Genomic DNA, 16,444 nt, shown 5'->3' with positions numbered 1-16,444 from the left:
CATGACGCATGCCGGAGCGGGTGGCAGGATAGGACGCATGGAACTGCACATCACAGGGGACCCCGCGGCGGACAAACTACTCAGCGATGACGCGTTCGCGCTGCTCACCGGAATGCTGCTTGACCAGCAGGTGACCATGGAGTCGGCGTTTGCCGGACCTGAAAAGATCCGGACGCGGATCGGTTCCATGGACCCTGCGGCGATCGCCGGGTACGACCCGCAGGAATTCGTCGAGATGTTCAAGGAGCGTCCGGCCGTGCACCGCTTCCCCGGCTCCATGGCTGGCCGCGTCCAGGCGCTCGCGGAGACCGTTCACCAGGATTGGAACGGGGATGCCACAGCCATCTGGACGCAGGGTGACCCCGACGGGCCGGAGGTGTTGCGCCGGTTGAAGGCCCTGCCCGGATTCGGCGAGCAAAAGGCGAAGATCTTCCTTGCGCTGCTGGGGAAGCAGTGCGGACTCACTGCTGATGGCTGGCGCGAAGCGGCCGGACACTACGGCCAGGAAGACGCCTACCTGTCTGTGGCGGACATTGTGGATCCGGAGTCGCTGGTCAAAGTGCGCGCCAGCAAGCAGGCAGCCAAGGCCGCTGCCAAGGCCGCGAAGACCGCCGGGGACTGACCTTCGCCTATTGACCGCCCGGCGTCGGGACACGTACTAGTTGGGGAAGCCAACTACGTGGAAGGCGGGACCATCAGTGACTGAGCAGCTTGCAGGCAGGCGTGGTTCACTGTGGGCGGCCACCGGCAGGCCGACGCAGTACGCCGGCCTCAGCGAGGCCATCGACGTTGATGTGGCCGTGATCGGTGGCGGGATAGCCGGGCTGACCGCGGCACTGGCCCTCAAACGGGCCGGGCAAGCTGTGGCAGTACTGGAAGCGGCCCGGGTGGGCACCGGAGTCACCGGGAACACTACCGGCAAGGTCACGTCCCTGCACCGGCTGGCCTACACGGAACTTGCCGGACGGCACGGACCCGAGGCAGCACGCATCTACGGACAGGCCAACGAAGCCGCGATTGAGCATGTGGCAGTCACGGTGGCGAACGAAGGAATCGACTGCGGCTTCCGGTGGGTATCCAACTACACCTACGCCGAATCGGAGCGCACGCTCGCCCTGGTCCGGGAGGAGGCAGCGCTCGCCGGGAGGTTCGGGCTTCCGGCATCGTTCACTACCGAGGTGCCGCTGCCGTTCCGGGTCAACGGTGCAGTCCGCTTCGATAACCAGGCGCAGCTCCACGCGCTCAGGTACGTGCAGGGACTGGCCCGCGCGGTGGACGGGGATGGCAGCTTTGTCTTCGAGGACTCGCCCGCCACCGGGTTCCGGGACGGGTCGCCGGCCGTCGTCGACACGGAGCGGGGCGCGGTCCGCGCGAAGGAAATCATCGTGGCCACGAATATGCCGTTCGGGGACAAAGGAATCTTTGCTGAGCGGTGCTACCTGCACCGCTCGTATATCGTTGCCGCCCGCAGCGACGCCGCCCCTTTGGATTCCACCCTCCTCAGCGTGGACGAGCCAATGCGATCCATCCTGACGATCGACGTCGACGGCGTCAGCTACGTCCTTGCCGGCGGTGAAGGACACCCCGCCTCGGAGCAGGTTGACTCCGCGGAGCGGTACCGGCGGCTCAGCGGATTTGCCCGGGACCGCCTGGGTGCCGGGGACATCGCCTTCCGCTGGTCCACGCAGGACGCCATGCCTGCGGACGGGCTGCCCTACGTCGGCCGCCTGTCCCCGGAGTTGCGGCACGTCCACGTGATCACGGGTCTGCGCAAATGGGGGCTGACCAACGGAACGGCCGCGGGCCTGATCCTTCGGGACACGCTGTGCGGCACGCGCAACCCGTGGGCGGCGGTATTCGACAGCACCCGGGCTGTCCGCGCACGAGGCGCCACGCCGGCCGCTGCCGGGGATGTCGCGCCGCCTTCCCCCGAGCCGGGCGCCACCGTTCCCATTCGGTCGGACCTCGTCCGGGGTTCAGGAAGGGTGGTGGACGTGGACGGAGCAAAGACCGCCGTTTACGTCAGCCTCGCCGGAAAGGTCAGCGCGGTCTCGGCCGTCTGCACGCACCTGGGCTGCACCGTGGAGTTCAACCCCGCGGACGTCACCTGGGACTGCCCGTGCCACGGCTCCCGGTTCAGCACCGACGGTACCGTGATCCAGGGCCCCGCCACCCGGAACCTTGGTTCCGGTCAGGCGCCCGCCTAGGACAATCATCCTGGGGTCCCTTCTCGAGCCGGGTCTTCTTCCACCGGCGCAACGCCGCCATCACGCGCATTGAAAGCGCCCAGTACGCCACTCCGGCGGCAAGCGAAGCGACCACCGCCAAAGCAGGGCTAACGCCGACCAGCAGCGGGTAAACCAGCCAATGTGTGAGGTAGGCGTACAGCGAGGAGGCAGCCAGCAGGCCCATGAAGCGGTGCAGGCGGGCGGGGACGGGGATGCTGGGGAGCCAGATGAGCAGGAGGACGCCGGCAACGAGTGTCGCCTCACGGTTCGGGTTGTCAAAGAAGCCCGGGACCGTGAGGACCGTGATTGCGGTGACGGCGAGTCGCTGGAGGAGGCCGTGCGAACGTGCCGATGCCCAGCCGAGTGCGAACAGCCACAGTACCGGCCCGGTGTTGGGCACGTCGGGGTCCACCAGTTCAAAGCGTTCCAGCAGCCCGACCCCGGTCAGCAGCAGGGGGAAAGTCCACGGGAAGCGCCGCTCCGCGCGGTCCGCCCAAGGAACGGCCAGCAAGGCGGCTGCCGCGGAAAGGATGTACACCAACACCTCCACGAACCAGAAGTGCCACTGTGTGGTCACCTCTTCCGGACCGATGATGGCGTTGAGGAGCAGGACGTTGGCGAGGCTGTACCGGTCGGTGAGCAGGTAGGCCGCGCCAATGAAGACGACGCTGGGGACAACAACCCTGCCGAGGCTGCGCAGCTGGCGGCGAAGGCGGGGCAGCCGTTCTCCGGCGAGCTGGAAGCGGGCAAAGTTGAACCCGGCGACGGCCATCAGCACATGCGCGGTGCCCTGCCAGCTGAAAAGGCCAACGTGGGTGCTGACGATGAACACGATCGCGAGGGCCCTCAGGACAATGCCGGTTTCCAGCGGGGCAAAGAACCGCCCACGCCTTTGCCGCGGGGGCTTACCGGGGTTCATGAGTTCGGGGTTCGTGAGTTCGCGGACCGTGCGGACATGCCAGTCCGGCGGGAGGTCGCCGAGGGCTTTTTCCAGCCGCACGGAGACGGCCACGTAGGACAGCGAGTCACCGCCGAGGGTGACGAACGTGCTGTCGTCCGCGACGTCGTCGAGTTCCAGCTGTTCCGCGAAGATCCTCCGGACGTCCGCCGGTCCCTCGTCCGGCGCGGACGCGGACGCGTTCTCTGCGGGTGCAGGGGCGGCCCGCTCGGCGGCGAGCTCCAGGATGGCGGGATAGTCCACCTTTCCGCTCCCAAGCCGGGGCAGGTTCTCCACGGCGTGCACGTCGACGGACCCTCGGGGCAGGCCCAGGCTTTGCGCGAGGACCTTGCCCAGCAGCCGTTCATCGTGGTCGCCTTCCACGGCGGCCACCAGGCCGTCGTCGGATCCCGCGCAGGCCCCGGAGACGCCGAGCCCGGCAAGGATCCGCTCCACCTGCCCGAGATCCACCCGCAGCCCGACCACCTTGACGAACCGGCTCCGCCGTCCCACGATCTCGTAGATGCCGGTGGGATGCTGCCGTGCCAGGTCGCCGGTCCGAAGTTCGGTGACTGTCCGGCCCGCTGAGAGGTCCTCCGGGCTTTCTGCGTAGCCGAGCATCACGTTCGGGCCGGTGTACACGAGCTCGCCGTCGTCCAGGCCCGGAACCGGGTCTATCCGGAACGCGCCGCCCGGTACGGGGATGCCGATGGTTTCCGGAGTGGTTTCTGCCAGTTCCGGAGGTAGGTACGCCATTCGGGCCGTTGCTTCAGTGGCGCCGTACATCACAAACAGGTCCCAGCCCCGCCGCCGGCCCAGCCGCGAGAACTCCCGCACGTGCTCTGGGGCGAGCCTCCCGCCGGCCTGCGTCACATACCGCAGGTGCGGCAAATCCATCCCGGTGAAACCGACGCGGTCCAAAAGCTCAAAGGTGTAGGGGACTGCTGCAAAGGATGTCGCACCGCGGGCGGCAAAAAGGTCCCAGAAGCACGGGTCGACGACGGACAGATCCGTGAGCACCAGCGCGGCACCGCGTGCCAGGTGGCTGTTGATGACGGAAAGCCCGTAGCAGTAGGACATTGGCAGGGTGGTAGCTGCACGGTCCTCCGAACGGATGCCCAGGTATTCGGCGATGGACTCCGCGTTCGATTGCAGATTGGCGTGCGAGAGGCGCACGAGTTTTGGCGAGCCGGTGGATCCCGAGGTGCTCAGGAGCAGGGCGAGGTCGGGATGGAGTTCGTGCGATGTGCTGGGCCGCACTTCTTCGACGGCCGGGCGGCCGGCACCGTCTCCGGACCGGAGGACTACGTCGGCTCTGTAGGCAGCTGCGATGGAGTCAACGGAGCCCGGTTTGTCCGCGGGAACCAGGATGAGCGGGTGGCCGGAGGAAAGGGCTGCCAGGTAGGCAACCAGCGAATCCAGGTCGTTCTGAGCGGCCAGCAACGCGAGGCGCCGCACGGGACCCAAGCGGGCCGCCGCCGCATCGACGCGCTCGGCGAGTTCGCGGTAGGAGAGGGACCCCGCGCCCGTCAGGACGGCAGGACGGTCACCGTGCCGGGCGAGGTTGGCAGCGAAGGAGGCCAGGCCACGGTCCGGCCCTGCTTCAGGGCTCGCAAGGGGGTGGGCAGGAATCATGGTGGTCCTCAAGTTCGTGCTTAGGCTGGCCTAACCACGAAACAATACCGATGATTTCCGGAATTAAGAAAACTTTCTGTGTCCTATTTCTCCAGCCGATTTTCTAACCCGGGGGGGCATCGACGTCGACCCGCCCGGTAGGACGCGGCCGGCCCGCGGCGACGCTTGAGGCCGGCCCCTTACGGGGCGGCGTCGTAGTCGAACCGCTCGACGACGGCGCTCCCGCTGGGGACGGAGACTCCGACAACGCGTCCGGTGAAACCGCCCGCCACTTCGGTGGACAGGTATCTTCCGTCCAGCCGTGCCAGCGTCACCGCACGGCCGTCCTGCAGCAAGCGGAGGGACACCTCGTCCGGGCCGGTATTCTTGCCCGGCTGTCCGGCAAAGGGCGCGTCCGCGCACGCGATCTCCAACTGGACGTTGCCCGCTGACGCCGCACCGGACACATCCCGAGGCGCCGTTCCTAGGACCTGGTGCAGCGGCCCGATCTGCGCAACGGCCCGGACCTCGTCTTCGGAGGCTTCGACCGCGTACCAGTGGGAGTCGTCGATCCTGAGGACGAGCCGGACGGACGCGCCCTCCGAAAGGCGGAACGTTGCACGGGCGGTCCACGCAAGGTCCCTCACCCTGGTGGCGAGGACGGGGGCCTTTCCGGGTTCTCCTCCGCTGATGAGGAGTCCGGCGGCAGCCGGGGCCGTGAAGGACGCGGGGTCGTTGCCGGGGGAGATCCAGCGGATGTGCAGCCGGTCCGGGGCAAAGTCGTCGGAGAAGGACGTGGCACCGGCAGGTACCTGGTACCGGTGCTCGTCGAAGTGCGGCCAGCCTCGGTCCCAGGTGATGCCGGCGATGAAGGTTTCGCGCCCCAGGACGTGATAGCCGGGAACCACGCCGCGGGGACGGACGCCCAGATAGGCCGCCGCCCAGTCGCCGTCGGCCGTTTCGACAAGGTCGGCGTGGCCCGCATTCTGTACCGGGGCAGCGGTGCTGCGGTGGCTGAAGACGGGGTTGTCCGGGTGCGGTTCGAAGGGACCGGCCGGCGTCTTGCTCCGGCTGACGGACACGGCATGGCCCCGTTCCGTGCCGCCCTCGGCCAGGACCAGGTACCACCAGCCGTCGCGCTGATAAAGGTGCGGGCCCTCAGGGAAGGCGAGGCCCGTTCCCTGCCACACCTTCCGGGGCGGTTCCAGCAGCTGACCGGCCAGGGGGTCCAGCCGCGCCTGGACGATCCCCGACTCGTTCTCGCCGGGCCCGAAGCCCACCCAGGTGAGGTAGCAGTCGCCGTCGTCGTCCCACGCAATGTCCGGGTCGATGCCCAACGTTCCGCGAATCTGGACCGGGTCACTCCACGGGCCCGCCGCGTCTTCAGCGTGCATCAGCAAGTGGCCGCCGCCGAAATCGCTCATGTTTGTGGTCACGAACCAGAACCTGTTGTTGTGGTGCCGGAGGGTGGATCCGAAGATGCCTCCTGACGGGCGGCGGTCGCCTGCTGCGAACTGGCTCCGCCTGGTGAGGATGTTGCCGATCTGCTTCCAGGTGACAAGGTCACGGCTGTGGAAGACGGGCGCCCCGGGGAAGTATTCGAAGCTCGACGTTGCCAGGAAATAGTCATCGCCAACGCGGCAGATGGTGGGATCCGGGTAGAAGCCCGGGATGACCGGTGTGGTGGCGGCCGGAGATGTGGCTGGCCGGGCCAGCTCAAGTGCACTGTCAATCACCAAGGTTCCGTCCGTTGCAAAGTGTTCACCGCCCGTCCTTGCCGGGCGGGAAGTCCCTACGCTACGTCGTTGGTTTCCGCTGCCGAACCGGGCTTGTCAATGGTTGGAAAGGCTATTTTTGGCTGGTTGGAAGGGCGTCCCGTGACTGGCCCAGAACCCCCGGAGCCTGCCCCGGGGATCGGACTCGACCCTTGGCTCGGCGTCGAGGATCATCGTGGGCCGGCCCCCGCGGTGCTCCGGGGCTCCGGTGTGCTCGCGGTATTCGGGCTCCCGATATTCGGGCCAGGGCGGCAGCCCGGCCGCCACGGGTGCACCGGACCCGGCAAAGGCCGCCCAGGCCGCGCTCATCCACTCGGCCAGGTCCGCCGGCGCCTTCCCGCGGGTCAGGTACGCCGCTTCGGCCGAGTCCAGTTGCCGGAACACGAACGGAATCTCCAGTGCGTGGCATGAGCCGAGCTTGCCGCCCATGGCCGGGCTCTTCCACGTGAACAGGTAGCTGAAGTTCCTCCCCGTCGAACCGCTGCGGGCGTCGAGAAGCCTGGTGGTCGGCTGCCGGTATTGGGCATCTGACAGGTAAGCCTCCAGGAGTTGCTTCCCGGTGGGCGCGGTGCCAAGGGTCTCGGCGAGTGCTTCCTCGTAGCGGACCCGCTCCTTCGCTGGGTCGGCGCCGCGTTCCGCCTTCATCAGTCCCGCCATCATCAGTTCCACCCGGTCAGCGAGGTCGGGCGGATCCGACGGCGACGCGGGCCTGAGTTCCACGGTAAAGGAACCCTCGTTCAAGTTGGTGCCGGCCAAGAGGTCTACCCCCGCGTTGAGCCCTTTTCGGATTGCGGCCAGCGGCGGCTCAGGAATTGCCGGCGTGCCGGTGGCGGGCTGGAACGGAAGGGCAACGCCAAAGGTGCTGCCGGCCGCCGCCTTACCCAACGCCTCCTGCGCTGCCAGTAACCGTTCCACCGGCAGGGCCAGCAGTTCTGCGGCGCGCGAGGCGTCCAGGCCGCAGTATCCCAGGAATTCCTCCGTGATTCTTCGCGACTCTTCGGGGGTCCGGACCCGCTCGGCCGTGCCGCTTTGCATGATGGCGCGCCGGAACAGTCCTTCCGAGGCCGGCATGCCCAACAGGGTGCCTACGGCCGCGGCCCCAGCGGATTCGCCGAAAAGCGTCACGTTGGTTGCATCGCCCCCAAACGCGGCAATGTTGCGGCGTACCCAGCGCAGTGCCTCCAGGATGTCCAGCAGGGCAGAGCTGGACGAGTCCGCGTACTCCGGACCGAGGAGTTCGGGAAGGTGCAGGAAGCCCAGCGCTCCCAGCCGGTAATTGACGGAGACCACCACCAGGTCCAGCGCTGCAGCCAGCCTGCCGCCGTCGTGCAGTCCGCCGTTGTTGGATCCGGTGAGGTACGCACCGCCGTGGACCCACACCATCACCGGCCGGGCGGCGCCGTCCGCGCCGGGGGTCCACACGTTGAGGTTGAGGCAGCTGTCCTCGTCCCACCGTTCCGCGAAACCGTCCGACGGCGGCAGGAACGGGTCCGGGATCTGCGGCGCCATGGTGCCCGGAACCGTGCAGTCCCGGGTCCCGTCCCAGGGACGTACCGGCACGGGCGGCAGGAAGCGCCGCAGCCGGGCGGGTGATTCCGCGTAGGGGATCCCCAAGAAGCGGTTCAGGCTTCGGCCGCCCACCCTGCCGTCCACCGCAAGGACCGTGCCGCGGACTAGGCCGTCGGGAGTGGTTGCGAGGCTCATGGCAGGGGTCACGCCTGCGCCAGGTGCCGCACCCCGGCACTGACCTCGGCCTTGAACCCGAGGTTTCGGGAGACCGCCCTGGCTGTGGCCTGGACCGCGGGAGCCAGCACGTTCGGGGGAGTGGCGCCGTCGGGAACCACGATCGAAAGTGCGGCGGCGACGGCGCCCTGGGCGTCGAAAATCGGCGACGCCACGGACACGGTCCTGGAAGGCGCTGACCTTCTGATCATCGCCACGCCCGTGCGTCGCACATCGGACAGGGTGCGCCTGAGCTGCCCTTCCGGCATGGCGTCCACGCCGGCCTCCACGTCGGCTGGCTGCCGGATCACGGCGTCCTGGAATGCCGTGTCCGCGCCGGCCAGGAGCACCAAGCCTACTGCCGTGGACCGCAGCGGCGCTCGGCCGCCCACCCGGTAGGCCACCTCGGTGGCCTCTTTGGAGGACAGCCGCTCGATGAGCACGGCCTCGTTCCCGTCGCGCACGGCCAGCAGGACGTGGTGGCGGGTCACTTCGAAGAGGTCCTCCAGGTAGGGCAGGGCGATTTCCCGCACGCCGTGGCCGCGGGGCGACAAAGACGCGACTTCCCAGAGCCGTACGCCCACCACGTACCGCCCGTCGTCGAGCCGTTCCAGCGCACCCCATGCCACCAGCCGCGCGATCAGCCTCAGTGCCGTTGGCGCGGGCATGTCCGCGTACCTGGCCATCTCGGACAGCGTCAGGGCACGGCGCCGGTCGGTAAACACGGCCAGGAGGCTCAGTGCACGGTCGATGACGGGTTCGCCCTGTTTGGGTCTCTTGCCGCGGACAGCGGCGGGCGTGGCGGATCCGGTGCTGTCCGGGTCCGTTTCCGGGACTGCTGTCATCTCAAACCGCTCCTTCATCGCCACCGGTGACGTCCACCACCATAGTGTTCCACCCAATGAAACTCCTAGCCGGAAGTCCGGGGCTGTGAACTCCCGGGTGGACGCCGCCAGTGCCGGTTCAGACGGACTCAGCCACTTGGTTCCGGGGCTCTGCCGCCTTGGTCCGGGCAAGGCTGCCAAGGAACCTGGCGCTCTCCTTTGGCGTCCGTTCCTGCGTGGCCCGGTCCACTGCGATCAGGCCGAACTTCGGACCGTAACCAAAGATCCACTCGAAGTTGTCGAAGGCGGTCCAGGCGATGTAGCCGCGGACGTCGATGCCGTCGGCCAGGCAGGCGGCCACACCGTCCACCGCAGTGCGGAGGTAGGCCACGCGCTGCGAGTCGTCGTCCGTCGACAGTCCGTTCTCCGTGACGATCACCGGGATGCCGGCGACGCGGGCCGCCTCCCGGATCGTCGCTTCGAGGGCCTCGGGGTAGATTTCCTCACCCATCTGGTTCGTCGCTGACCCCTCAGGGGCCGGCGCCACTCCGTCCGGCCCGAAGACCGTCCGGCCGTACGTCTGGATTCCCACGAAGTCGTCTCCGCGGGAGGCCAGGAGGAAACGTTCGTTGACCTCTCTGCGGATCCTGTCCGCACGGTCCTGGCCGCCTTCGGCTGCCTGGATGTCTGTATTGGCCAGGGTCCACCCGACCGGGAGCTCCGGCCGGATGGCCTTGATGGCGGCCGTGCCCTCGCGGTGTGCCGCGAGCTTGATGTTGAAGCCGGGCTCGGACACCGTGAATTGGAAGGGAGCCACACGGCTTGCATCGATGCCCAGCCGGTCTGCTGCTGCCGCCCACAGCGGCACATCAGCCCTGTGCTCGGGCGCTTCGCCGCCCAGGCCGAGCTCCTTGAGCAGCCACGGAAGGTTGGGTTCGTTGAGTGTGCAGGCAACCCCGATGAGGTCGCCGAGGTGCCGCATGGCCCGGTCACAGTAGCGGGCGAACCGCCCGGGGGTCTGCGGGTCCTCCCAGCCGCCGGCTGCCAGTAGCCAGCGGGGTGAGGTGAAGTGATGGAAAGTGACAACCGGGGTGAGTCCGTGCTCATGGCAGGTCTCCAGCACGCGGCGGTAATGGTTGAGTTCCGCCACCGAGAAAGAGCCTTCTTCGGGTTCGATGCGCGCCCACTCCAGCGAGAAGCGGTAGCTGGTAAATCCCAGGCCTGCGATGAGGGCAATGTCCTCGCGGAACCGGTGATAGTGGTCTACGGCGTCGCCGGACGGTTCGGCAAAAATCGTTCCGGGGAGCCTCTCCAGGAACCAGCAGTCACTGTTGACGTTGTTTCCTTCGACCTGGTGGGCTGCCGTGGCGACGCCCCACAGGAAGTCGTGCGGGAAAGGGAAAGAGTCGGTCATCAGGTTCCTCTCGATGTGAGCGCCAAGCGACTGTGCATGGGCTGACTGTCCATCCTCGAGGGTCAACGCCGGGTTTGGGACCGGCACTTTCATTGGTTGAAATACTCCTCCGCACGCGGCTTGCTGCCAGTCGCTCGAGCCGTGACCGCCACCACATAAGTATTTCAACCAATGAAATCCTCGTGTTTCCAGCAAACAGCCGCCACTGATGCTTGAGGGGAGCCGGCCACCCGCCTGGCCCCCATAACTGTTTTCCTCCGTTGTCACATCAGAATGCAAAGGCGCACTACATGAAACTTCTGAACTCCACCGCACGTGGGAGCTCCGCCGTTCTGGCCGGAGCGCTTCTCCTGGGATCGTTGACCGCCTGCGGCGGCTCCAGCCAGGCGACTGCCAAGGCGGACACCAGCACCCTGACTCTCGCCATCGATAGCGACTCTGCTTCGTTCGGCTTTGACCCGCTCCGTGTTTCAGCGGCCCAGCGGCAGTTCTTCGAGGGCCTGTACGACAGCCTGATGACCCTCCAGCCGGACGGTTCGGCAGGCCCGGGCCTGGCGAAGGAGTTCAGCTACAACGCAGACAAGACGGTCCTGACGCTGACGCTGAAGGACGGGGTGATGTTCACCGACGGTTCAAAGCTCGACGCTGATCTGGTCAAGGCCAACCTGGACCGCCGCTCCGATCCCGCACTCAGCGCCTACTCCGCCGTAGCCAAGGGCGGCGCCCAGGAAATCACCTCCGTTGACGTGGTCAGCCCCACCCAGGTGGCCCTGACCTTCGCCAAGCCGCAGCCCGGATTCGAAAAGAACCTGGCCTCCACCACGGGCATGATCGTGGGCAAGGCCGGCGTGGCGGATACGGCAAGCCTGGCCGCGACCCCGGACGGCTCCGGCCCCTACACTCTTGACCCCTCCACGGTGAAGGGCAACAAATACGTGCTGGTCAAGAACGACAAGAGCCTGGACGCTTCGAACTACCCCTTCAGCAAGGTCGTCTTCAGCGTTGTCCAGGATCCCCAGGCGCGTGCCAACGCCCTGGTCTCCGGGCAGGCGGACGTGGCTATGCTCACCTCCTCCACGGTGGACTTCGCGAAGTCCAAGGGTCTTGGCGTGTCCCAGATCGGCGGCACGGTCAACACCATGATTTCCTTCGACAAAACCGGCAAGACAGCCCCCGCCTTCGCCAGCGAAAAGGTCCGCCAGGCCATCCAGCACGCCATCAACCGCAAGGCCCTCGTGGACGCGCTCCACAAGGGTGACATCCCCGCCTGGAACGCCCTGCCCAAGGACTCCGCCGGCTTCACCGACGAGCTGGAAACCACGTTCGCCTACGACCCCGAGAAGGCCAAGGCACTGCTGGCTGAGGCCGGCTACGCCAACGGCTTCGAATTCACCATCATCGCCAGTGCGCAGACGCAGACGGACCTGCAGGCCGTCCAGAAGGACCTTGCCGCCGTCGGAATCACCATGAACGTCAAGATGGCCGCCTCCACGGACGAGGCCTTTGCCGCGGTCGCCACCACACCCCTGGGCTACGCGCCGCTGAACTGGGACAACCCGGTGGGCGTGATGTACGGCGTGGTCCTGAACGGTTTCACCAATGTGCAGAAGGCCACCGATGATCAGCTGAGCGCGGCCACAGGCGAGGCTGCCGCAGCAAAGGACGATGCCGCCAGCAAGACGGCGCTGACCAAGCTGAACACCCGGCTGGTGGAGTCCGGCTGGATGATCCCGCTCTACGAAGCCCTCACCAACCAGGGCTACAACACCAAGAAAATCAAGCAGGTGGAGTTCGCCGGCACCAACGCGTACCCGCTGCTCTCGTCCTACGCACCGGCCAGCTAATACCCAGAGCCGTCAATCACCGGCTCTGCCGGGCTGTCCTCCGCGCAACGGAGGGCAGCCCGGCCGGTCCTGACCGATGGAGGTCACCATGGCACTATTCATCACCAAACGCCTGCTCATGGCGTTGACCACCGTGCTGGTGGTAGCGGTGCTGGCATTCCTGCTGGTACATGCAATGCCCGGCAGCCCCGGCGCAGTATCCCTCGGAGCCGGTGCCTCCCAGGAAGCCATCGACGAGGTCAACGCGCGCCTCGGCTGGAACGACCCGCTCCTGACACAGTTCTTCCGCTGGCTGGGCGACGCGGTCCAGGGCGACCTGGGAATCTCCCTCATCGACGGCCGTTCCGTCAGCGCCGCCCTGCTCAGCAGGCTGCCTGTCACCGCGTCGCTGGCAGCCGGCGCCACTGTGCTCAGCGCCGTCCTCGGCATCGCCCTCGGCGTCACCGCAGCAGTACGCGGAGGCACGGTGGACCGCATCGTCGGCGGACTCTGCGGGCTGGCCGTGGCACTACCGGCCTTCTGGATCGGCATCATCTTCGTCTATCTACTCGCGGTCCAGTCCTCGGTCTTTCCGGCCACCGGCTACGTGCCGTTCGAAGTGTCCCCGCAGGACTGGGCCATGTCCCTGGCCTTGCCGGTCATCACCTTGGCCGTCGGCGGTGCGGCTTTCATCGCCCGGCAGACCAGGGCCTCCATGCTGGACGCCCTGCAGCAGGAACACATCCGGACCCTGCGGGCCACAGCCACACCGACCTGGAAAATCCTTTATATCCACGCCCTGCGCTACGCCAGCCTGCCGATTGTGGCCGGCATCGCACTGCAGTTCATGGGCCTCTTCGGCGGATCAGTTGTCGCCGAACAGCTCTTTGCCATGCCAGGCCTGGGCCAGGCAGCCCAGAGTTCCGTCAGTACCCACGATGCCCCAGCTGTCCAGGGCGTGGTGGTGATTGCCACCGTCGTGGTAGTTGCGGTGAACCTGGCGCTCGAACTCGCCACCAAGTTCCTCGACCCGAAGTTGCGTGCCGCATGATCCCCAACGTTGCACCCGCCCCCGCCGACAGCACCGCAACGTCCGCGGCTGTGCCCGCGTCCGGACCAAGGGCTGCCTTCAGCAAGGTCGCCGCCCACCGGCTCTTTTCCTCCCCGGGCGGCGTCGCCGGCATGATCTGGCTGGCCGCCCTGGTGGTTGCCTCCCTGACCGCCCCCTGGTGGCTGCCGTTCAAGACGGAGGACCAGGACTTCACCGCCGTCCTCTCCGGCCCCACCGCCGCCCACTGGCTGGGCGCGGACGAACTGGGCCGGGACATCCTCAGCCGCATCTTCGCCTCCGCCGCCGGCACCCTGGGCACGTCCTTCATCACGGTACTGGTAGGGATCGGGCTTGGCACCATCCTGGCCCTGGCCGCGGCCGCCTCCGTCCGGGCTGAGGGCACTATCAGCCGGAGCACGGAAATCATGATGTCCCTGCCGTCCACGGTCATCATCCTCGCCGTCATCGGTGCCGTGGGCACCAACATCCCTTTCATCATGGCTGTCCTTGGCGTCTTCATATCCGCCGGCGTTTACCGCGTGATCTTGGGCCAGGCCAAGTCGCTGCAGTCCCAGCTCTACGTGGACGCGGCCAAGGTTGACGGCGTCAGCACACTGGGCATCAGCCTCCGGCACGTCCTGCCCGGGCTCACCAACACCATCGTGGTGCAGTCCGCCCTGATCTTCGCGGTAGGCATGCTCATTCAAGCTGGTCTCGCGTTCATCGGGTTCGGCCCGCCCATCCCGCAGCCGAGCTGGGGCGGGATGATCCAGAGCGCCTCCCAGCACGTCTACGACGCTCCCTGGCTGATGGTTCCCACCGGTGCCGTTCTGGCGCTCACGGTGCTTGCGGCCAACGCCATCGGCAACGCCCTGGGGAAGGCGCCCAACGCCGCGGCATCGCATCTTCCATCAGCCGCCGCCCGCCGCCAGCGCGCCCGCGCCGTTACCGCCGTCGGAGCGGCTCCGGTGGCCGCCCCCGGCACTGACGCCGCACCCGCGAAAGGCCAGCTGAGCGTCCGCGGACTCTCTGTAGGGGTCGACGGCGGCACTCCGCTGGTCACGGACGTCTCGTTCGACGTCGAGCAGGGAACCGTGCTGGGGCTCGTGGGCGAGTCCGGCTGTGGCAAGACCATGACCGCGCTGTCCCTGCTGGGCCTCCTCCCCTCCGGAGTGGTTGCCACCGGCGGGCAGATTCTCTGGAACGGCAAGAACCTGGCCGCCGCCACGGAACGGGACATGGAAAGCATTCGTGGCCGGGACATCGCCCTGATCTCCCAGGAACCCATGCGGGCCCTGGACCCCATGTTCACCGTGGGCTACCAGCTCACCGCCGCCATCCGGCGGCTCCGTAAGGTGGGTAAGGCAGATGCCCGACAAGAGGCCCTTAGCCTGCTTGAAAAGGTGGGCATTGTGGATGCCGAACGCATTCTCAAGACCTACCCGCACCAGATCAGCGGCGGCATGGCCCAGCGCGTGGCCATCGCCCTGGCCCTCTCGGGCAGGCCGAGGCTGCTGGTGGCCGATGAACCCACCACCGCGCTGGATGTTACGGTCCAGGCTGAAATCCTGTCCCTGCTCCGCTCACTGGTGAAGGACACCGGTATGTCGGTGGTGATCGTGACGCACGATCTCGGCGTCGTGGCGGATATCTGCGACAACGTCGCTGTCATGTATGCAGGGCAGGTGGTGGAAAACGGACGGACCGCCAGCATCCTGGACAACCCCCGCCACCCCTACACGCTGGCCCTCCTGGCCGCAGACCCGCACGCCAATTCCGCGGCGGACATGCCAGAACGGCTGGCCACCATCAGCGGACAGGTCCCGCAGCCCAAGGACTGGCCCGCCGGCTGCCGCTTTGCGGCCCGCTGCCAGTTCGCCGGGTCCGCCTGCGCCGCCCCGGTGCCGCTGCTGGCCTCCGGCTCCGAGATGGGACTGGTCCGCTGCGTCAAAGCCGACGAACTGGCCGTGGAAGGCCTGGAATGGCTTGCCACCGAAGTGCCCACGCACCGAGTACTGAAAATCGTTGAAAGGGACCTGGCATGAGCATCGAGACGGCCGAACGGCAGGACACAGCGGCAGTTGCGCCGGAGCAGCCCATGCTGGAAGTCAAGGACCTGGTGGTCCGCTATGGCCGCGGGCGAAAGGCTGCAGCCGTGCCGGCAGCAGTGGACGGGGTGAGTTTCAGCATCCTCCCCGGCGAGACCGTGGGCCTGGTCGGGGAGTCCGGTTCAGGAAAGTCCACCATCGGCAAGGCGATCCTGGGCCTCCAGAAGAGTGCCGGCGGCACCATCACCTACCAGGGCGAGGACATCACCCACGCCGGTGCCGCAAAGCGCCGGGCCCTCGGCGGTCAACTGAGGGCTGTCTTCCAGGACCCCAATTCCTCGCTGAACCCACGCCAGACCGTGGGTGCTTCGCTGGCAGAACCGCTCCGCCTCCGCGGAGTTACCGCCGCGGAGGCGCGGGAGAAGGCCGAAGCCATGCTGGAACGCGTGGGCCTGCCCCGCGAAGCCGTGGACCGCTATCCCAGCCAGTTCTCCGGCGGCCAGCGCCAGCGCATCGCGGTGGCGCGCGCCCTGATTTGCGACCCCAAACTCGTGGTGTGCGACGAAGCGGTCAGCGCCCTGGATCTTTCCACCCAGGCGCAGGTGCTGAACCTGCTGGCCGACCTTCGGGACGAACGCGGGCTGAGCTATCTTTTCATCGCCCACGACATATCGGTGGTACAGTTCCTCGCCCAGCGGGTGGTGGTCCTCTACCGCGGCCAGGTTATGGAAAGCGGACCGGCAGCCGCCGTGACGGAGGCACCCAAGCACCCGTTCACGCAGGCCCTCGTCGCTGCCTCACCCGTGCCGAGGCCCGCGGAACAGGCCCAACGGCGGGCCGTGCGCGAAGCCCTTGGCGTGCGCACTGCCGCCGCGGTCGCGGTATCGCCGGGCGGCTGTCCCTTCAGCCAGCGCTGTCCGCTGGCAACGGACCTGTGCACCTCCGAACGGCCCGCGCTGCGCAAGGCGGGCGCATCCGACGTCGCCTGCCATTACGCCTGAGGGAGCC

The 16,444-nt window shown here is 67.4% G+C and carries 11 protein-coding genes; 6 read left to right on the top strand and 5 right to left on the bottom strand.

Annotated features, from left to right (window positions below; all coding sequences use genetic code 11):
- Positions 1 to 37 precede the first annotated feature (37 nt).
- Both JOE31_RS00165 and JOE31_RS00160 read left to right on the top strand, forming a co-directional pair.
- Positions 38 to 622 carry an HhH-GPD-type base excision DNA repair protein gene (locus JOE31_RS00165; protein ID WP_209741593.1) on the top strand — a complete coding sequence of 195 codons (585 nt, stop codon included), beginning with the start codon at positions 38 to 40 and terminating at the stop codon, positions 620 to 622.
- Positions 623 to 698: 76 nt separating this feature from the next.
- Complete coding sequence (locus JOE31_RS00160) at positions 699 to 2,207, top strand: FAD-dependent oxidoreductase (protein ID WP_209741592.1); 1,509 nt, start codon at positions 699 to 701, stop codon at positions 2,205 to 2,207.
- On the opposite strand, the gene JOE31_RS00155 is transcribed toward JOE31_RS00160, so the two are convergent.
- The 5 genes from JOE31_RS00155 to JOE31_RS00135 form a co-directional block, all read right to left on the bottom strand.
- Positions 2,137 to 4,800 (bottom strand): non-ribosomal peptide synthetase, encoded by a 2,664-nt coding sequence (locus JOE31_RS00155; RefSeq protein ID WP_209741591.1) that lies wholly within the window; start codon positions 4,798 to 4,800, stop codon positions 2,137 to 2,139. The genes JOE31_RS00160 and JOE31_RS00155 overlap by 71 nt on opposite strands.
- A 179-nt stretch (positions 4,801 to 4,979) precedes the next feature.
- Positions 4,980 to 6,515: a family 43 glycosylhydrolase gene (locus tag JOE31_RS00150; protein WP_307864337.1), complete on the bottom strand. Its 1,536-nt coding sequence runs from the start codon at positions 6,513 to 6,515 to the stop codon at positions 4,980 to 4,982.
- A gap of 96 nt (positions 6,516 to 6,611) precedes the next feature.
- Positions 6,612 to 8,258 (bottom strand): carboxylesterase/lipase family protein, encoded by a 1,647-nt coding sequence (locus JOE31_RS00145; RefSeq protein ID WP_209741590.1) that lies wholly within the window; start codon positions 8,256 to 8,258, stop codon positions 6,612 to 6,614.
- A gap of 8 nt (positions 8,259 to 8,266) precedes the next feature.
- Entirely contained in the window at positions 8,267 to 9,121 is an 855-nt protein-coding gene (locus JOE31_RS00140; RefSeq protein ID WP_209741589.1) for an IclR family transcriptional regulator, read from the bottom strand.
- Positions 9,122 to 9,239: 118 nt separating this feature from the next.
- Entirely contained in the window at positions 9,240 to 10,514 is a 1,275-nt protein-coding gene (locus JOE31_RS00135) for a glycoside hydrolase family 1 protein (protein ID WP_209741588.1), read from the bottom strand.
- 290 nt (positions 10,515 to 10,804) lie between these two features.
- Here JOE31_RS00135 and JOE31_RS00130 point away from each other — a divergent pair, with 290 nt between their 5' ends.
- From JOE31_RS00130 to JOE31_RS00115, 4 genes are all read left to right on the top strand, one after another.
- Positions 10,805 to 12,358 carry an ABC transporter substrate-binding protein gene (locus JOE31_RS00130; protein ID WP_209741587.1) on the top strand — a complete coding sequence of 518 codons (1,554 nt, stop codon included), beginning with the start codon at positions 10,805 to 10,807 and terminating at the stop codon, positions 12,356 to 12,358.
- Positions 12,359 to 12,434: 76 nt separating this feature from the next.
- Positions 12,435 to 13,388, top strand: coding sequence for an ABC transporter permease (locus JOE31_RS00125; RefSeq protein ID WP_209741586.1), 954 nt, complete (start codon positions 12,435 to 12,437; stop codon positions 13,386 to 13,388).
- Entirely contained in the window at positions 13,385 to 15,433 is a 2,049-nt protein-coding gene (locus JOE31_RS00120; protein ID WP_209741585.1) for a dipeptide/oligopeptide/nickel ABC transporter permease/ATP-binding protein, read from the top strand. Before JOE31_RS00125 ends, JOE31_RS00120 begins: the two co-directional genes overlap by 4 nt.
- Complete coding sequence (locus tag JOE31_RS00115) at positions 15,430 to 16,437, top strand: ABC transporter ATP-binding protein (protein WP_209741584.1); 1,008 nt, start codon at positions 15,430 to 15,432, stop codon at positions 16,435 to 16,437. The genes JOE31_RS00120 and JOE31_RS00115 overlap by 4 nt, the downstream gene beginning before the upstream one ends.
- Positions 16,438 to 16,444: the final 7 nt, after the last annotated feature.

Origin of the sequence: Arthrobacter sp. PvP023 (assembly GCF_017832975.1) — a bacterium.
Lineage (GTDB): Bacteria > Actinomycetota > Actinomycetes > Actinomycetales > Micrococcaceae > Arthrobacter.
This window is presented reverse-complemented; position numbering and strand designations above follow the sequence as displayed.

Coding starts and splice junctions, on each gene's coding strand:
- JOE31_RS00125 (WP_209741586.1), top strand. CDS start 12,435: ATGGAGGTCACCATGGCACTATTCATCACCAAACGCCTGCTCATGGCG.
- JOE31_RS00140 (WP_209741589.1), bottom strand. CDS start 9,121: ATGACAGCAGTCCCGGAAACGGACCCGGACAGCACCGGATCCGCCACG.
- JOE31_RS00120 (WP_209741585.1), top strand. CDS start 13,385: ATGATCCCCAACGTTGCACCCGCCCCCGCCGACAGCACCGCAACGTCC.
- JOE31_RS00115 (WP_209741584.1), top strand. CDS start 15,430: ATGAGCATCGAGACGGCCGAACGGCAGGACACAGCGGCAGTTGCGCCG.
- JOE31_RS00165 (WP_209741593.1), top strand. CDS start 38: ATGGAACTGCACATCACAGGGGACCCCGCGGCGGACAAACTACTCAGC.
- JOE31_RS00130 (WP_209741587.1), top strand. CDS start 10,805: ATGAAACTTCTGAACTCCACCGCACGTGGGAGCTCCGCCGTTCTGGCC.
- JOE31_RS00135 (WP_209741588.1), bottom strand. CDS start 10,514: ATGACCGACTCTTTCCCTTTCCCGCACGACTTCCTGTGGGGCGTCGCC.
- JOE31_RS00145 (WP_209741590.1), bottom strand. CDS start 8,258: ATGAGCCTCGCAACCACTCCCGACGGCCTAGTCCGCGGCACGGTCCTT.
- JOE31_RS00155 (WP_209741591.1), bottom strand. CDS start 4,800: ATGATTCCTGCCCACCCCCTTGCGAGCCCTGAAGCAGGGCCGGACCGT.